The 15,412-nt window shown below is 70.9% G+C and carries 13 protein-coding genes; 7 read left to right on the plus strand and 6 right to left on the minus strand.

What is annotated here, in order from left to right:
- Positions 1–3 precede the first annotated feature (3 nt).
- The 3 genes from mtrB to R0146_RS11500 all read left to right on the plus strand — a co-directional run bounded on the left by mtrB (position 4) and on the right by R0146_RS11500 (position 4,356).
- Complete coding sequence (mtrB, locus tag R0146_RS11490; protein ID WP_317689788.1) at positions 4–1,686, plus strand: MtrAB system histidine kinase MtrB; 1,683 nt, start codon at positions 4–6, stop codon at positions 1,684–1,686.
- Positions 1,683–3,458 (plus strand): LpqB family beta-propeller domain-containing protein, encoded by a 1,776-nt coding sequence (locus R0146_RS11495; RefSeq protein WP_317689790.1) that lies wholly within the window; start codon positions 1,683–1,685, stop codon positions 3,456–3,458. The genes mtrB and R0146_RS11495 overlap by 4 nt, the downstream gene beginning before the upstream one ends.
- 160 nt (positions 3,459–3,618) lie before the next feature.
- The gene (locus R0146_RS11500; RefSeq protein WP_317689792.1) at positions 3,619–4,356 is read left to right on the plus strand and encodes a ComF family protein; all 738 of its coding nucleotides are present in this window, start codon (positions 3,619–3,621) and stop codon (positions 4,354–4,356) included.
- On the opposite strand, the gene R0146_RS11505 is transcribed toward R0146_RS11500, so the two are convergent.
- From R0146_RS11505 to R0146_RS11515, 3 genes are read right to left on the minus strand one after another with little or no spacing between them, the layout of a single operon-like run.
- Positions 4,316–6,040 carry a [protein-PII] uridylyltransferase family protein gene (locus tag R0146_RS11505; protein WP_317689794.1) on the minus strand — a complete coding sequence of 575 codons (1,725 nt, stop codon included), beginning with the start codon at positions 6,038–6,040 and terminating at the stop codon, positions 4,316–4,318. The two genes, R0146_RS11500 and R0146_RS11505, sit on opposite strands and share 41 nt — an antisense overlap.
- Positions 6,041–6,046: 6 nt before the next feature.
- Entirely contained in the window at positions 6,047–6,385 is a 339-nt protein-coding gene (locus R0146_RS11510; protein WP_317689796.1) for a P-II family nitrogen regulator, read from the minus strand.
- Positions 6,382–7,719 carry an ammonium transporter gene (locus R0146_RS11515; protein ID WP_317689798.1) on the minus strand — a complete coding sequence of 446 codons (1,338 nt, stop codon included), beginning with the start codon at positions 7,717–7,719 and terminating at the stop codon, positions 6,382–6,384. Before R0146_RS11515 ends, R0146_RS11510 begins: the two co-directional genes overlap by 4 nt.
- A gap of 348 nt (positions 7,720–8,067) precedes the next feature.
- Here R0146_RS11515 and hpf point away from each other — a divergent pair, with 348 nt between their 5' ends.
- Positions 8,068–8,706: a ribosome hibernation-promoting factor, HPF/YfiA family gene (gene hpf, locus R0146_RS11520; RefSeq protein ID WP_317689800.1), complete on the plus strand. Its 639-nt coding sequence runs from the start codon at positions 8,068–8,070 to the stop codon at positions 8,704–8,706.
- A 180-nt stretch (positions 8,707–8,886) separates the two neighbouring features.
- Here hpf and gndA read toward each other — a convergent pair whose 3' ends face one another.
- On the minus strand, positions 8,887–10,320 hold the full coding sequence (gene gndA / locus R0146_RS11525) for an NADP-dependent phosphogluconate dehydrogenase (RefSeq protein ID WP_317689802.1): 1,434 nt from the start codon (positions 10,318–10,320) through the stop codon (positions 8,887–8,889).
- 129 nt (positions 10,321–10,449) lie between these two features.
- Here gndA and R0146_RS11530 point away from each other — a divergent pair, with 129 nt between their 5' ends.
- On the plus strand, positions 10,450–10,848 hold the full coding sequence (locus R0146_RS11530) for a pyridoxamine 5'-phosphate oxidase family protein (RefSeq protein WP_317689804.1): 399 nt from the start codon (positions 10,450–10,452) through the stop codon (positions 10,846–10,848).
- 105 nt (positions 10,849–10,953) lie between these two features.
- On the plus strand, positions 10,954–13,818 hold the full coding sequence (gene secA / locus R0146_RS11535) for a preprotein translocase subunit SecA (RefSeq protein WP_317692395.1): 2,865 nt from the start codon (positions 10,954–10,956) through the stop codon (positions 13,816–13,818).
- Here the strand turns inward: secA and R0146_RS11540 are convergent.
- Positions 13,782–14,297 carry an Rv3235 family protein gene (locus tag R0146_RS11540; RefSeq protein ID WP_317689806.1) on the minus strand — a complete coding sequence of 172 codons (516 nt, stop codon included), beginning with the start codon at positions 14,295–14,297 and terminating at the stop codon, positions 13,782–13,784. The genes secA and R0146_RS11540 overlap by 37 nt on opposite strands.
- 128 nt (positions 14,298–14,425) lie before the next feature.
- On the opposite strand from R0146_RS11540, the gene R0146_RS11545 reads away from it, so the two are divergent.
- Positions 14,426–14,920 (plus strand): DUF6912 family protein, encoded by a 495-nt coding sequence (locus R0146_RS11545; protein WP_317689809.1) that lies wholly within the window; start codon positions 14,426–14,428, stop codon positions 14,918–14,920.
- A gap of 22 nt (positions 14,921–14,942) precedes the next feature.
- On the opposite strand, the gene R0146_RS11550 is transcribed toward R0146_RS11545, so the two are convergent.
- Positions 14,943–15,410 carry a DUF2505 domain-containing protein gene (locus tag R0146_RS11550; RefSeq protein WP_317689812.1) on the minus strand — a complete coding sequence of 156 codons (468 nt, stop codon included), beginning with the start codon at positions 15,408–15,410 and terminating at the stop codon, positions 14,943–14,945.
- Positions 15,411–15,412 lie beyond the last annotated feature (2 nt).

Below are 15,412 nucleotides of genomic sequence, written 5' to 3' on the forward strand. Positions count from 1 at the left end.
CCGATGGCCCCCGGCATCCCCACCCGGGTGGGCGGGGCGATCCGGTGGTTCGCCCGGGCGTTGCACGGCTTCTTCACCCATCCGCTGGACGTGTGGCGCGGCTCGCTGCCGATGCGGGTGGTGACCAGCACCGTGCTGGCCTCCACCGCGGTCCTGGTCGCAGCCGGCTTCCTGCTGATGCAGCAGGCGAGCGACGGGGTGATGCAGGGCAAGCGCCGGGCGGCGATGGCCGAGGCGGAGGTCGCCTTCGACTCCGCGCAGACCCAGATGCTCACCAGTGACCTGGCCGCCGGCAACATCAACGAGATCCTCAGCAAGGTCACCATCGACCTGGCCAAGCGCGGCACGGTCAGCGGCCAGTACCACGTGCTCGTGCAGGGCCCGGTGTCGAGCTTTCGATCCGGCGGGATGCAGCCCGATTCCGTCCCGGCCGGGCTGGCCGACCAAGTGTCCCGGTCCACCGGGGTGTGGGCGGCGCCCACGCTGATCGCGTACGAGGACGGGCACACCGAGTCGGGCTGGGCGGTCGGCTCGGCCCTGAACGCGCCGGGTGCCGGGCGCTTTCCGGTCTACCTGGTGTTCCCGCTGACCCAGGAGACCCAGACGCTCCAGGTGCTGCGCGGCGCGGTGATCACCACCTGGGTGATCCTGTTGCTCGGCCTCGGCCTGGTCGCCGCGTTCGTCGCCCGCCAGGTCGTCATCCCGGTCCGGGCGGCCCGGGAGGCGGCCGAGGCCCTCGCCTCGGGCAACATGGCCGACCGGATGCCGGTCCGCGGCACCGACGACGTCGCCCGCCTGGCCGCCTCGATGAACAACATGGCCTCGGAACTGCAGACCAGGATCAGCCAGCTGGAGAACCTGTCACAGGTCCAGCAGCAGTTCGTCTCCGACGTCTCCCACGAGCTGCGTACGCCACTGACGACGATGCGGATGGCCGGCGACTTCATCTACGAGGCGCGCGAGGACTTCGACCCGGCGACCCATCGCTCGGCCGAGCTGCTGCACGACGAGTTGGACCGGTTCGCCTCGCTGCTCGACGACCTGCTGGAGATCTCCCGGTTCGACGCCGGTGCCGCGGTGCTCAGCACGGCGAAGGTCGACCTGGTGGAGATCGTCGAGGCGGAGGTCGACGCGCAGCGCCCGTTCGCCGAGAGCAAACGGACACCGCTGGTGGTGCGCGCGGAGGATGCGGCGTACGCCGAGGTGGATCCGCGTCGGATCCAGCGGGTGCTGCGCAACCTCATCACCAACGCGATCGAGCACGGTGAGTCCCGACCGATCGAGATCACCGTAGTGGGGGACGAGCGGTCGGTCGCGGTCACCGTCCGCGACCACGGCGTCGGGTTCGCCGCGGACCAGGCCCGGATGGTCTTCCACCGGTTCTGGCGGGCCGACCCGTCGCGGGCACGTACGGTCGGCGGGTCCGGTCTCGGCCTGGCCATTGCGATGGAGGACGCCCGGCTGCACGGCGGCTCCCTGAACGCCTGGGGGCGGCCCGGCCAGGGAGCGCAGTTCCGGCTCACCGTGCCTCGCCGGCCGGGCGGGCTGGTGGAGGTGTCACCGCTGCCGGTCGTGCCCGCCGACTTCCTCGAGGCCCAGGCGCACGCGGCGGCCCGGGAACTGCCCGCGGCGCGCCTTGCACCGACGGCGTCGGCGGCCGACCCAGCACAGGAGGCGGAGGAATGACGAGGATCGACGGGGGCGGTGCGCGTCGTACGGCCCGTGTCCTTCTCGCACTGGTGCTCGCCACCCTGCTGGGCGGCTGCGTGTCGGTGCCCAGCAGCGGGCCGGTCATCCGCGGTGACCAGTCGAGTGCCCGGTCCACGTCTCAGGTCGAGATCGCCGCCCAGCCGCCGGCGGTCAACAGCTCGCCGCGCGCGGTGGTGGACGGCTTCCTGCAGGCGATGGCGGCGTACGAACCCGACTATGCGACCGCCCGGCTCTATCTGGCACCCTCGGTCCGCGACACCTGGCAGCCGATGTCGGGGGTGACCGTCTATGCCGACGGGCACGCCGTCACCGAGGCCGGCGGCACGGTCACCCTGAGCGCGCCGGTCACCGGCCGGGTGGATGCCCGCGGCGCCTTCACCCCCGTCAAGGACAGACTCACCACCGACTTCGGTCTGCAACGCGGCTCCGACGGGCAGTGGCGGATCACCGATCCGCCCGAGGGGCTGCTGGTCTCCCAGTTCATCTTCGACAACTTCTTCCAGCACCCCAGCCTCTACTGGCCCGAGCCCGGCGGCCAGTACCTCGTCCCCGACCCGATTTCGCTGGCTCAGGGGCGGCGTACGGCGACCACCCTGGTCCGCGCCCTGTTGGCGGGGCCAGGGGACTGGATCGCACCCGCGGTGTCCAACGCCGTCCCGGCCGGGACGACGCTGCGCAACGACGTCGGGGTGGGTGCGGACGGCGTGGCCACCGTCGATCTGAGCGGTCCGATCGACACCCTCGACACAGCCCAGCGGCGTCTGTTGGCGGGCCAGCTCACCTGGACACTCGCCCAGCTGCCGACGGTGACCGGGGTGAAGGTCCTGCACGACGGCGCCGCGTACGCCCTCGGCGACCTGACCGGGCAGAACTCCGTCGTGCCGGTCGGCTCGTTGCCGAACCTGGCGCCGGTGCCGCCCGGCCTCGACAACCATCTCTTCGCCATCGACGACCACAAGGTGGTCAGGGTCGACCAGAGCGACCAGACCAGCACCGTCGTCCCGATCCCCGGCCCCTTCGGTCAGAGCGGAACCGACCCCGAGGGCCTCGCCGTCACCGCGTCCGCGGACACCGTCGCGGTGGTCACCGAGGGCGGTACCCGGCTGACCACCGTCGACCTGGCCGCCGGCACCACCTCGGGGACCTTCGCCGGGTTCACCCGGCTGCTCCGCCCGCAGTACGCGCGTACCGGCGAACTGTGGCTGGTGTCGGGGGAGCCCGGCCAGCAGAAGATCCAGGTCGCCCAGGGCGACCGCATCGTCGGCGTCGACGCCGGTGACCTGACCGGCACGCGGATCAGCAACTTCCGGATCTCTCCGGACGGTGTCCGGATGGCGCTGGTGATCGAGCGCGACGGTCACACCGTGCTGGCTCTGGCCCGAGTGGATCGCCAGGGAGGGAGCCTGCGGGTCGAGGGCCTGCAGGTCATTCCGCTGGCCCTGAGCGGGCAGTCGCAGCTCACCTCGGTCAGCGACGTCGGCTGGTCGGGCCCGATGGGGTTGGTCGTGCTGGGCAGCGGGCAGGAGAGCACCCAGCCCAGCCCCTACCGCCTCGACCTGAGCACCGTCGCGGTGCAGCAGATCGGCCAGCCGGACGGGTGGCAGGCGCGCTCGATCGCGACCCTGCCGAACCCGGAGAGCACCCGGATGGTGATCGTCGGGGACCGGACCGGCGCCTGGCGTTACGAGGACGTCGCCATCTGGCCACACCTGTCGGCCACGATCACCGCGGCGGCCTACCCCGGCTGAGGACGTCAGGGGATCAGTCCGGCCGAGGACACCCACCCGGGCCGGCCGGAACGCAGCCGCCAGGACGGCGTTGTCCACAGCCTTCGCGCAGCCATCGGGCGGTGTCCCCAGGTCGGGCCGTGCCAGCCGCCGCAGCGCTCGAGCGAACCACACCGACGGTATGACGCTGGTCGAGGCGGCGGCGGATCTGCTGCTGGGCAGGACCTGCGCCGGATGCGGGCGCCCCGGCCCGTCGGTCTGCCCGCGGTGCGAGGCGTGGGTGCTGGCGTACGGTCCGCGGATCGTACGCCCCCGACCGACGCCGCCCGGCCTGCCGATGACGGTGGCCGCCGCCCCCTACGTCGGGCCGATGCGGGGCCTGATCCACCGCTACAAGGAGGGGTCGGCCTGGGGGCTGGCCGGCCTGCTCGGTGACCGGCTCGCCTGGGCGGTGCTCACCCTGCTGCACCGTTGCGCGGAGGACGGGCTGTGGGTGCCGGGACCGGTCGTCCTGGTGCCGGCGCCCTCCCGGCGGAGCGCGGTGCTGCGCCGCGGGAGCGATGTGACGGCACGGCTGGCGGCGTGTGCTGCGGTGCGGGTGAGCGCCGCCACCGGTCTGCCGGTGGTGATGCGCCGGCTGGTACGGATGCGCCGCCGGACCGCCGACCAGGCCGGTCTGGACGCCGCACAGCGAGCCGCCAACCTGCGGGGCAGTCTGGCGACGACGGCACGCCCGATCCCCGACGCGGTGGCCGTCCCGATCGACGACGTGATCACCACCGGCGCCACCATGGCCGAGTCGGCGCGGGTGCTGCGATCGGCCGGGGTCCGGGTGCTCGGAGCGGCGACAGTGGCCGCGACACCGCGCCGGCCCTCGGTCAGTGCGGCTCCTCGGCCAGCCGCCGTCGCGCCGCCGTGACGAACAGGCCGGCCCGGCCGGCCCGCCAGCCGGTCCACACCCCTGGGCCGGTGGCCCGGGCGTCCGCTTCGGTGAGCGCGGCCAGCAGCTCCAGCACCTCCGAGTCCTCGTGGACGATGCCGAGCAGCCGGTCGACGGCCGCCGGCTCGTCGGGATCCTCCCGGGACGCCAGCGCTGCCAGGGCCAGGTGGTCGTGCACCAGGCCGACGATGGTCCCGGCCGTGTCGGGATCGACGCCGAGCCGGGGCAGCGCCTCGCCGGCGAGGCGGGCCCCGGTGGTGCTGTGGTCGCGGGCGCCGGCGACCTTGCCGATGTCGTGGAACAGTGCGGTGAGCAGCAGGAGGTCGGGCCGACCGACCCGATCGGTCAGCCGGGTCGCCTCGATGACGCACTCGATGCTGTGACGATCCACGGTCCACCGGTGCACGCTGTTGCGCTGGTGGCGCGACCGGATGGCGTCCCAGGCGGGGATCCAGCGGCTGATCAGGCCGGCGTCGTCCAGGGCGTCCCAGACCGCCAGCAACGGCCGGCCGGTGCCGAGCAGGTCGACGAAGGACGACAGGGCAGCTGCCGGCCAGGGGGTGGGCAGGTCCGGCGTTCGGTCGGCGAGGTTGCGCGCGGTGATGTCGGAGATCGGCAGGTCCTCCGCTGCGGCGTGCCGGGCCAGGACCAGCGGGAGCATCGGGTCGTCCTGGTCGGCCCCCTTGCCGAGGACGACCTCGCCCTCGTGGACATAGCAGCCGTCGCCGAGGGCACGTAGCTCGGGCTTGCGGCGCGGGATGCCGCGACGGGGTGCTCGAGCCTGGAGAGCGCGGCGCAGCGTCGTCTGGAGCTCGTGGGCGACGGTGTGACCGCCGGCGGAGACCCGACGCAGCATCTCGTCGGTGTCCAGCCCGAGCCGGTCGGCGACCGCGTCGTGCTCCTGCAGCACCAGTTCGTTGCGGGCCCGCCCGGTGACCACCTGCAGCGCGTCGCGAGTGTCCAACAGCAGGTGGTGGGCGATCTCGGCCCGCTCGTGGGCGTAGTCGGCGAGCCAGGAGGCGGCCAGTGCCCGCAGCACGGTCATGTCCCGCAGGCCCCCGTTGCCCTCCTTGAGGTCGGGATCCAGCGTCTGGTCGAGGTCGCCGTTGCGGGCGTGCCGGGCCCGGATCGACTCCTCCAGCTCGGGTAGCCGTTTGCGGGCGTCGGTGCGCCAGTCGGCGGCGAGCACGCTGCGCAGCGTACTGACGACCCGGTCGTCGCCGGCCAGGCAGCGTACGTCCAGCGCGGAGGCGGCGGTGGCGAGGTCGACCCGGGCAGCGGCCCGGGACTGGTCGATGGTCCGGACGGCATGGTCCAGCCCGAGGCTGCTGTCCCAGATCGGATACCAGAGACGCTCGGCGATCTCGGCGATGGCGTCGCGGCCGAGACCGCACTGGCGGTCGAGGAGCAGCTCCAGGTCGAGATCGCTCAGTGGGCCGGACTCCCGGCGGGCCAGGCTGCCGGAGCAGGCCAGGGCGATCCCGGGGCCCGGCTCGATCGGTTCCGGATGGCCGGTCGTCGCGGCGACCCACAGATCGCGGAGCCACCCCTCGGTGAGGGCGGCGATGTGAGCCCTGGACAGCGCACCGGCGCCCCGGCCCGAAGGACGCGGGGCGCCGGCGATGGTCAATCGCTCGGAGCGGACCGTGGAGGTGTCGGCCATGTCAGATCACAGGGCCTGTTGGCCCCGTTCACCGGTGCGGACCCGGATCACGTCCTCGACCGGGAGGGTCCAGATCTTCCCGTCGCCGATCTTGCCGGTGTCGGCCTCGGTGACGATGGTCTGGACGACCCGGTCGACGTCGGCGTCCTCGAGGACGATCTCCAGGCGGATCTTCGGGACGAAGTCGACGGTGTACTCCGCGCCCCGGTAGACCTCGCTGTGGCCGCGCTGGCGGCCGTAGCCGGCGACCTCGGTGACGGTCATCCCGGAGACGCCCAGCGCGATCAGGGCATCTTTGACCGGGTCGAGACGGTGCGGCTTGATGATGGCGGTGATGAGCTTCATGACAGGTGCTCCTTGCTGGTGAGGCCCGTTCCGTGGCCGACGTGCATGGCCGAGCCACCGGCCGGGGCGGTGAAGTCGTATGCCTGCTCGGCGTGGGTCACGATATCGATCCCGACCCGTTCGGTCTCGTCATCGACACGGATCCCCATGGCCTTCTTGATCACGAGGGCGATCACGAAGGAGAGCACGAAGGAGTAGACCATCACAGAGAGTGCCCCGACGACCTGGCGGCCGAGCTGAGCGAAGCCGCCGCCGTAGAACAGTCCGGCGACCCCGGCGGGGGAGGTGGGGTCGGCCAGCAGGCCGATCAGGATGGTGCCGACGAGGCCGCCGACCAGGTGGACACCGACGACGTCGAGGGCATCGTCGTAGCCGAGCCGGAACTTCAGCGGGACGGCCAGCGCACACACCGCACCGACCAGGATGCCGAGCAGCAGGGCGCCCAGCGGGGAGACCGAGTGAGCGGCGGGGGTGATGCCGACCAGACCGGCGACCATGCCGGAGGCCGCGCCGAGGGTGGTGGCGTGCCCGTCGCGGATCCGCTCCACGAGGAGCCAGCCGATGACCGCCGCGGCGGTGGCGGCCAAGGTGTTGACGAAGGCGGTCGAGGCGATCCAGTTGGCACCGAGGGCCGAGCCCGCGTTGAAGCCGAACCAGCCGACGAACAGTAGAGCGGCGCCCAGCATCACGGAAACCAGGTTGCCAGGACGGATCGGCGTCCTGCCGAAGCCCTGGCGCTTGCCGAGGACGATCGCCAGGGCCAGACCGGCCGCGCCGGCATTGATGTGGATGGCCGTGCCACCGGCGAAGTCGATCACCTTGAGCTGGTTGGCGATCCAGCCGCCGACGACGCTGCCGTCGGCGGAGCTGAAGGCGAACACCCAGTGCGCCACGGGGAAGTAGACGACGGTGGCCCAGATCAGCGAGAACACCACCCAGGCGCTGAACTTCATCCGGTCGGCGACGGCTCCGGAGATCAGCGCGACCGCAATCACGGCGAACGCGGCCTGGAAGGCGACGAAGGCCAGCGCCGGCACCGTGCCGGCCACCGCGTCCTTGCTCATCAGGCCGTTCAGCCCGAGGGCATCGAGCGGGTTGCCGAGCAGGCCGAGGCCGCCCAGCGAGTTCCCGAACGACGTCGAGTACCCGAAGAGCACCCAGAGCACGCCGACTCCGGCGAGGGAGACGAACGACATCATCATCATGTTGAGTGTGTTCTTCGTACGGGTCATGCCGCCGTAGAAGAGAGCGAGGGCCGGCGTCGTCATCAGCAACACCAGCGCGGCACTGATCAGTACCCAGGCGGTGTCGCCGGAATCGATGGGTGTGGTCATGGCCATCAGTGAACAGGCCGTCTGTTTCCACGGATCTGCGGTTGTGTTACGGCCTGATGAGGGATGCCGGCCTGATGTGTCGATCGGATGTCGGCCCGCCCGTGGGGCCGGCGTGACGTGGTTCGGGGCCCGGCGACCCTCGGTGTGACATAGGTCGAACACGCTGGTGGGGACCCGACGGCACGAGTACCGTAGGTGCATGGCACCGGTTCCCCACTGATTCCGGCAAGGCAGGATCCCCAGAGGTCCTGCCTCAAGGCGAGGGGGGACGCGGTGCTTTTCCCATTGTCAGGACCGATGCCAGCCCGTCGTACGGGCGGTCGGTCGTCGCTGAGACTGGAGGTTGCCATGGACGTCAACGTCACTGGCCGGCACACCAAGGTGCCCGAGGACTACAGGCTGCACGTACTGGACAAGATCGGAAAGATCGAGCGTCTCAGGGATCGCGTGATCCGAGTGGACGTCCAGCTCTCCTCCTACGGGACCGAGAAGCAGCCCAACCAGACCTACCGCACCGAGATCACCCTCCTCTCCAAAGGCCCGATCGTCCGCGCCGAAGCCGCGGACGCCGACAGGTTCGCCTCCTTCGAAATGGCGATGGACCGGCTGCGCGCGCAGCTGCGGCGCGCGTCCGATCGTCGCAAGGTGCACCACGGACGTCGTCGGCCGACCGCCCTCTACGAGGCGGCCGCCGAGCTGCCCGAGCTGGGCTTCGCCCCGGCCGAGGAGAGCGGCGAGCCGGAGACCCGTACGGTCGCCGGCATCGAGGTGACGGGTGAGGGCCCGCTGGTGGTGCGCGAGAAGTCGCACCCCGGGACCCCGATGACGCTGGCTCAGGCGTTGGACCAGATGGAACTGGTCGGACACGACTTCTTCCTGTTCCAGGATGCCGAGGCGGGCGTGCCCAGCGTGGTCTACCGCCGCAAGGGCTACAGCTACGGTGTGCTGCGGCTGGACGGTGAGGCGTCGTCGGAGAACGTCGGCTGAACAGTCCCGGGAGCCGCCGCCGCGGTCTCCCGGAGCGACGAGGGGGCCGGTCCACACGGACCGGCCCCCTCTGTCTGTCCTGCGATCTGTCTACCCGGTGATCCGTCTACCCGGCGACCTGTCTGTCGCAACCCGGCGAGCACCGGTGTCCGTACGATCGCCGGGCGGTAGGGATCGGGGTCAGTCGAGTCTGGTCTCCGTACGATCGCCGGACCACTCGGTGTGGAAGGTGCCCTCGGCGTCGGTGCGCCGATAGGTGTGGGCGCCGAAGAAGTCGCGCTGGCCCTGGATCAGGAAAGCGGGCAGCCGCGGCGACCGGGCGCTGTCGTAGTAGGCCAGGGCCGAGGAGAAGACCGGCACCGGGACGCCGGCGGTGATCGCCCGGGCGAGCGTACGTCGCCAGCCGTCCTGCGCAGCGGCCATGTCAGTGACCAGCGAGGGGGCCTCGAGCAGGTTGGTGAGATTGCCGGCGGCGTACTCGTCGGAGATCCGGCCGAGCAGCCGGGCCCGGATGATGCAGCCGGCGCGCCAGATCTTGGCGACCGCGGCCACGTCGATGTCCCACCCGTACTGCTGGGCGCCGACCCGGATCAGGTCCAGGCCCTGGGAGTAGGCGACCACCTTGGACGCCCACAGCGCCTGGCGGACGTCCTCGACGAAGGCGGCCCGGTCCTCCACCGCGATGGTCCCGTCCGGCCCGACGAGCCGCGGCGCCAGCGCGGCGCGCAGGTCGGCGGAGGAGGACACCGCCCGGGCGAAGACGGACTCGGCGACCGCGTTCACGTCGACTCCGAGCTCCAGGGCGATCTGGGCGGTCCACGAGCCGGTGCCCTTCTGACCGGCCGCATCGACGATCATGTCGACCAGCGGGCGGCCGGTGGCCGCGTCGACCTGGTCGAGCACCTCGGAGGTGATCTCGATCAGGTAGGAGTCGAGTTCGCCGGTGTTCCACTCCCGGAAGGTGTCGGAGATCTCCGGCACGGTCAGGCCGGCGGCGCGCAGCAGGCTGAAGGCCTCGCCGATGCCTTCCATGTCGGAGTACTCGATGCCGTTGTGCACCATCTTGACGAAGTGGCCGGCGCCGTCGGTGCCGATGTAGGTGCAGCAGGGTTCGCCGTCGTACTTCGCGGAGATGTCCTCCAGCAGCGGGCCGAGGAACTCGTAGGAGTGTGCCGAGCCGCCGGGCATGATCGAGGGGCCGTTCAGTGCACCCTCCTCGCCGCCCGAGACGCCGACACCGACGAAGTGGATGCCCCGGTCGCGCAGGGCGACCTCGCGTCGCTGGGTGTCCTTGTAGAAGGCGTTGCCGCCGTCGATGAGGATGTCGCCGTCCTCCAGCAGGGGGGCGAAGGTCTCGATCGTCGCGTCGGTCGCGGCGCCGGCTTTGACCATCATCATGATCCGGCGGGGCTTCTCCAGTGCGGCGACCAGTTCCTCCGGGGTCCGGGCGGCGATGAAGCCCGCCTCGGCCCCGTGTTCGGCCATCACCTTGTCGGTCTTCTCGACGCTGCGGTTGTAGATGGCGACCGTGTGGCCGTGGGCGGCGAAGTTCCGCGCCAGATTGGACCCCATCACCGCCATCCCGACGACTCCGATGCTTGCCAGTTCACTCATGAACAGCTGCCTTTCGTTGCGTTACTCCCGACCCGCCCGCGGGCGCCGGGCCGTCACCAGTCTGACATCCGCCGCCGAAGGGCATGCCGTACCCTCGGAGACGACGCGCCACCACACGAAGGAGTAGCGATGGAGCACGAGCAGATGGAGGAGCTGACCCTCGAGGCCTGCTGGGAGGTGCTGGCGGAGGAGTCCGTCGGCCGACTGGCGTACGAGCTCGACGGCGAGGTCAGCATCGTCCCGATCAACCATGCGGTTCGCGACGGGCAGATCGTCTTCGAGACCGGACCCGGGTCGAAGCTGCTCGGCATCGACGCGCAGGGCACGGTCGCCTACGAGGTCGACCGGATCGAGGAGCAGGAGAGCACCAGCGTCGTCGTCCGGGGGTTCGCCGCCGCGTTGGAGGGAGACGAGGCAGCGGCCGCGGCCAGCGGTGTGCACCCGTGGATCGAGGGGAACAAGACAGAGGTGATGGCGATCGTCCCGTCCAGCGTGACCGGGCGCCGCTACCACTACCACCGCGGGTGACGACGGGTCGGCAGAGCTTCGCCGACCCCCTACGATGGGGTACGTCCGCCCGACGGGCGGACGCCCCAGACGTTCCCGTGAGAAAGCACTGATTCCGTGGCAGTCCTGGACAAGATCCTGCACATGGGCGAAGGCCGTATCCTTCGTCGGCTCAAGACCGTCTCGGAGCGGGTCAACCTGATCGAGCCGGACTTCGTCGCGATGGACGACGCCGAGCTGCGGGGCCAGACCAACGACTTCCGCCAGCGCCTCGACAACGGCGAGTCGCTCGACTCGATCCTCCCCGAGGCGTTCGCGACCGTCCGCGAGGCCGCCAAGCGGGTGATGGACAAGCGTCACTACGACGTGCAGATCCAGGGCGGTGCGGCGCTGCATTGGGGCAGCATCGCGGAGATGAAGACCGGTGAGGGCAAGACGCTGGTCTCGACCCTGCCGGTCTACCTCAACGCCCTGACCGGCGAGGGCGTCCACGTCGTCACGGTGAACGACTACCTGGCCCGCCGCGACGCGGAGTGGATGGGCCGGGTGCACCACTGGCTCGGGCTGTCGGTCGGCACGATCCTGGCCAACATGGATCCGGAGGAGCGTCGCCGGGCCTACCGCTGCGACATCACGTACGGCACCAACAACGAGTTCGGCTTCGACTACCTGCGCGACAACATGGCGCTCACCCTGGACGCCTGCGTGCAGCGCGGTCACCACTTCGCCATCGTCGACGAGGTGGACTCGATCCTGGTCGACGAGGCGCGTACGCCGCTGATCATCTCCGGCCCCGCCGAGGAGAACCGGCAGTGGTATCCGGTCTTCGCCGCCCTGGCCGCCCGCAAGCTCACCGTCGACCGGGACTACGAGGTCGACGAGAAGAAGCGTACGGTCGCGATCCTCGAGCCAGGCATCGACCGGGTCGAGGATGAGCTCGGCATCGACAACCTCTACGAGTCGGCCAACACCCCGCTCATCTCGTACCTGAACAACGCCATCCGGGCCAAGGAACTGTTCAAGAAGGACAAGGACTACGTCGTGCTGAACGGCGAGGTCCTGATCGTCGACGAGCACACCGGGCGTACGCTGCCCGGTCGCCGCTACAACGAGGGACTGCACCAGGCGATCGAGGCGAAGGAGCGGGTCGAGGTCCGCGACGAGTACCAGACGCTGGCGACGATCACCCTGCAGAACTACTTCCGGATGTACGACAAGCTCGCCGGGATGACCGGCACGGCCAAGACCGAGGAGTCGGAGTTCCAGAAGATCTATGGCCTGTCGGTGCTGCCGATCGCGACGAACAAGCCGCTGATCCGGCTCGACCAGAAGGACCTGATCTACCGCACCGAGCTGGCGAAGTTCAAGGCGATCGTCACCGAGGTCAGCGAGCGTCACGAGAAGGGCCAGCCGGTGCTGATCGGCACCGCGTCGGTGGCCAAGTCCGAGGTGCTGTCGGCCCTGCTGACTCAGGTCGGGGTGCGCCACGAGGTGCTGAACGCCAAGAACCACGAGCGTGAGGCGGCGATCGTCGCCGAGGCCGGACGCAAGGGCGCGGTGACCGTCGCGACCAACATGGCCGGCCGTGGCACCGACATCATCCTCGGCGGCAACTCCGAGTTCCTCGCCGACAAGGCGCTGCAGGACCGTGGCATCGACCCGCTGGAGAACTCCGCGGAGTACGAGGCGGACTACCCCGAGGTGCTGAAGGCGTTCGAGGAACAGTCGAAGGCCGAACACGAGGAGGTCGTCGCGCTCGGCGGGCTCTACGTGCTGGGCTCGGAGCGCCACGAGTCGCGGCGGATCGACAACCAGCTGCGCGGTCGCTCCGGCCGGCAGGGTGACCCGGGCGAGTCCCGGTTCTACCTGTCGCTGGAGGACGACCTGATGCGGCTGTTCAAGTCCGACATCGTCGACTGGGTGATGCAGGCGCTGCGGATCCCCGACGACCAGCCGATCGAGAACAAGCGGGTCTCGAAGTCGATCCAGCAGGCGCAGGAGCAGGTCGAGTCGCAGAACTTCGAGATGCGCAAGAACGTGCTGCGCTACGACGACGTGATGAACCGTCAGCGCCACGCCATCTACGGCGACCGACGCAAGGTGCTGGAGGGCGCCGACGTCTCCGAGCGGCTGCGCGCCGCGACCGACGAGGTGGTCGAGGGCTACGTCCGCGGGGCCACCGCGACGGGCTTCGCCGAGGACTGGGACCTGGACGCGCTGTGGGCGCAGGTGCGCACCCTCTACCCGGTCGGCCTCAACATCGAGGACTACCGCGGCGTCAACATCAGTTCGGCCGAGCTGGTCGAGGACTTCCAGAACGACGCCCGCGAGGCGTACGACGCGCGAGAGACCCATCTCGGCGCGGAGACCATGCGTGAACTGGAACGCCGGGTGCTGCTGACGGTGCTCGACCGCAAGTGGCGCGAGCACCTCTACGAGATGGACTACCTGCGCGAGGGCATCGGCCTGCGGGCGATGGCGCAGCGCGACCCGCTGGTCGAGTACCAGCGCGAGGGCGCCGAGATGTTCACCGCGATGATGGACGCCTTCATGGAGGAGGTGGTCGGCTACCTGTTCAACCTCGAGGTGCAGGTGGTCGAGCAGCCGACGGTGGGGATCGTCCGCGACGAGCAGGGCCAGCCGATCGTGGTCGGGGCCGCCGCCGGCGTTCCGGCGGCGAGCCCCGCGGCCGCACCTGCCGCACCTGCTACCCCGGCCGTGCCGGTCGCCCAGGCGGCCCCGACGGCAGGCGGTCGGATCCGGTCGACCGGGTTGGCTGAGCGCGCCGAGTCGCCGCTGGCCTACTCGGCACCCGACGAGGGTGGCGTGGCCCGGCAGAGCAACGAGACCCGCACCACCGTCCGCGGCCACGGGCCGTCGGCGGAGGACCCGTACGCGGGGGTCGGCCGCAATGACCCGTGCCCCTGTGGGTCGGGCAAGAAGTTCAAGTACTGTCACGGACGCAAGGGCGGGTCGGGCGCGACGGCCTGACCTGAGGCGGCCCGCGGCGGGCCGGCGATCCACCCCAGGTGGCAGCAGTGCCATCGGTCGGCGTACGGCTCGATCCGTGCGGTGAGCACCCGCAGCGGGGCCCAGTCCTCGCCGCGGGCCGGCCGACACCCGATGACGATCTCGGCGGCCCGGTCGCCGACCACCTGGACGTACGGAGGACCGGTCCGGATCGGGTGGCGGTGCACCGCCCGGGCGAGCATCACCAGGTCGGTGAGCACCGTCTCGGTGCTCCACCGGGCCAGCTGGTGCGGGCCACGCCGACCGGCCAGGATGTCGACCAGCGCCGACGTGCAGGCCTCGCCTGCGCGAGCCAGCATCCGGGCCCGCGCCGAGCTCGAACAGGGGCGCGGGCCGGTGGGCAGGGTGTCGAACAGGCCCGGTTGGGCGACCTGTTCCTCCGGCGGTCCGGACAGGTCGAGGCGGGGTGGACGGGACTCGGGCAGCAGCAGGGTGAGCACGCCTCCACGGTGCCGGTCGTGGCGTACGCCCGGAAGGCCCGGACAACACATCTGTGGACAGAGTGCCGGACGGACAACACCCGGTGGCTGCGCATCCCACCGACCGCTCGGGGCACTAGCCTGAGGCCATGGCCAAGGCACCCACCACCCGGACCGTCTACCTGCCCTCGGGGCCCGGGACGACGGAGGAGTTCCGTCGATCCGGACGCCTGGACCACGCTGAGGGCATCAGCGTCGACGTGGCGTACGCCCGCCGCCGCGACCTGGACCTGGCGGTGTCGGACGACGAGGAGGAGGCCGACTTCTGGGCCCTCACCGACGCGGCGATGCGCAGCCTGGCCGACTCGCTGAGCGGCCCGCGGTTCGTGGTGGCGGTCCGGGTCCGTCCCGACCAGCTCGTGGCCGACCCGGAGGTCGGGTCGGGCCGGGTCACTGTGTCGGACGTCGCCTGGTCGCAGGTCAGCGCCCTCTTCGTCGACGAACCGGCGGCTCTGCCCGCCGTCGCGGCGGCGCGGGCCGCGCGGACGGTGCCGGACACCTTCGCCGAGCACGTGGCGGTGCTGGTCGCCGAACACGACCTGCTCTGGTATGCCCCTGACGAACTCGACACGCTGCTCGGCTGAGGGCCCGGGCCGGTGAGGAGAGTCAGGCCAGGTAGCGCCGGGCGACCGTCTCCTGCACCTCGATGCCCGCGGTGAGGGCAGGCGCGGCGGCCTGTTCGAGCTTGCGGCCGACCAGCGGCAGCTTCACCACCAGGTCACCGGAGACGACGATCTGGCTGCCGCCGAGCGCGGGGGAGAGCACCGCGGCGCCGGTCATCCGTCCGGGGGTGCCGGGCACGTCCACGACCAGGTCGGCGGTGCGGGTGCCGTCGGCCGATGCGTCGCCCCACAGGTAGGTCTCGACGACGGTGATGGTGTCACCGACGAACTTCCGCGCCAGCTCCGGTGCCGGCATGCTGCGTGACATCCGGGTGCGGTGACCGTTCGCCTCGACCTCGTACCTCACGGCGCCACCGATCCGGCAGACCTCCTCGAGGAAGGCGCGGTCGATCTGCATCGCGAAGACGCGGGCCGGATCGGCGGGGAACAGTGCGGTCGCGGAGATCTGCATGG

It is taken from the genome of Raineyella sp. LH-20 (assembly GCF_033110965.1).
Classification (GTDB): domain Bacteria; phylum Actinomycetota; class Actinomycetes; order Propionibacteriales; family Propionibacteriaceae; genus Raineyella.

Coding starts and splice junctions, on each gene's coding strand:
- R0146_RS11500 (WP_317689792.1), top strand. CDS start 3,619: ATGACGCTGGTCGAGGCGGCGGCGGATCTGCTGCTGGGCAGGACCTGC.
- hpf (WP_317689800.1), top strand. CDS start 8,068: ATGGACGTCAACGTCACTGGCCGGCACACCAAGGTGCCCGAGGACTAC.
- R0146_RS11510 (WP_317689796.1), bottom strand. CDS start 6,385: ATGAAGCTCATCACCGCCATCATCAAGCCGCACCGTCTCGACCCGGTC.
- R0146_RS11530 (WP_317689804.1), top strand. CDS start 10,450: ATGGAGCACGAGCAGATGGAGGAGCTGACCCTCGAGGCCTGCTGGGAG.
- mtrB (WP_317689788.1), top strand. CDS start 4: ATGGCCCCCGGCATCCCCACCCGGGTGGGCGGGGCGATCCGGTGGTTC.
- R0146_RS11495 (WP_317689790.1), top strand. CDS start 1,683: ATGACGAGGATCGACGGGGGCGGTGCGCGTCGTACGGCCCGTGTCCTT.
- gndA (WP_317689802.1), bottom strand. CDS start 10,320: ATGAGTGAACTGGCAAGCATCGGAGTCGTCGGGATGGCGGTGATGGGG.
- R0146_RS11550 (WP_317689812.1), bottom strand. CDS start 15,410: ATGCAGATCTCCGCGACCGCACTGTTCCCCGCCGATCCGGCCCGCGTC.
- R0146_RS11545 (WP_317689809.1), top strand. CDS start 14,426: ATGGCCAAGGCACCCACCACCCGGACCGTCTACCTGCCCTCGGGGCCC.
- R0146_RS11515 (WP_317689798.1), bottom strand. CDS start 7,719: ATGACCACACCCATCGATTCCGGCGACACCGCCTGGGTACTGATCAGT.
- R0146_RS11505 (WP_317689794.1), bottom strand. CDS start 6,040: ATGGCCGACACCTCCACGGTCCGCTCCGAGCGATTGACCATCGCCGGC.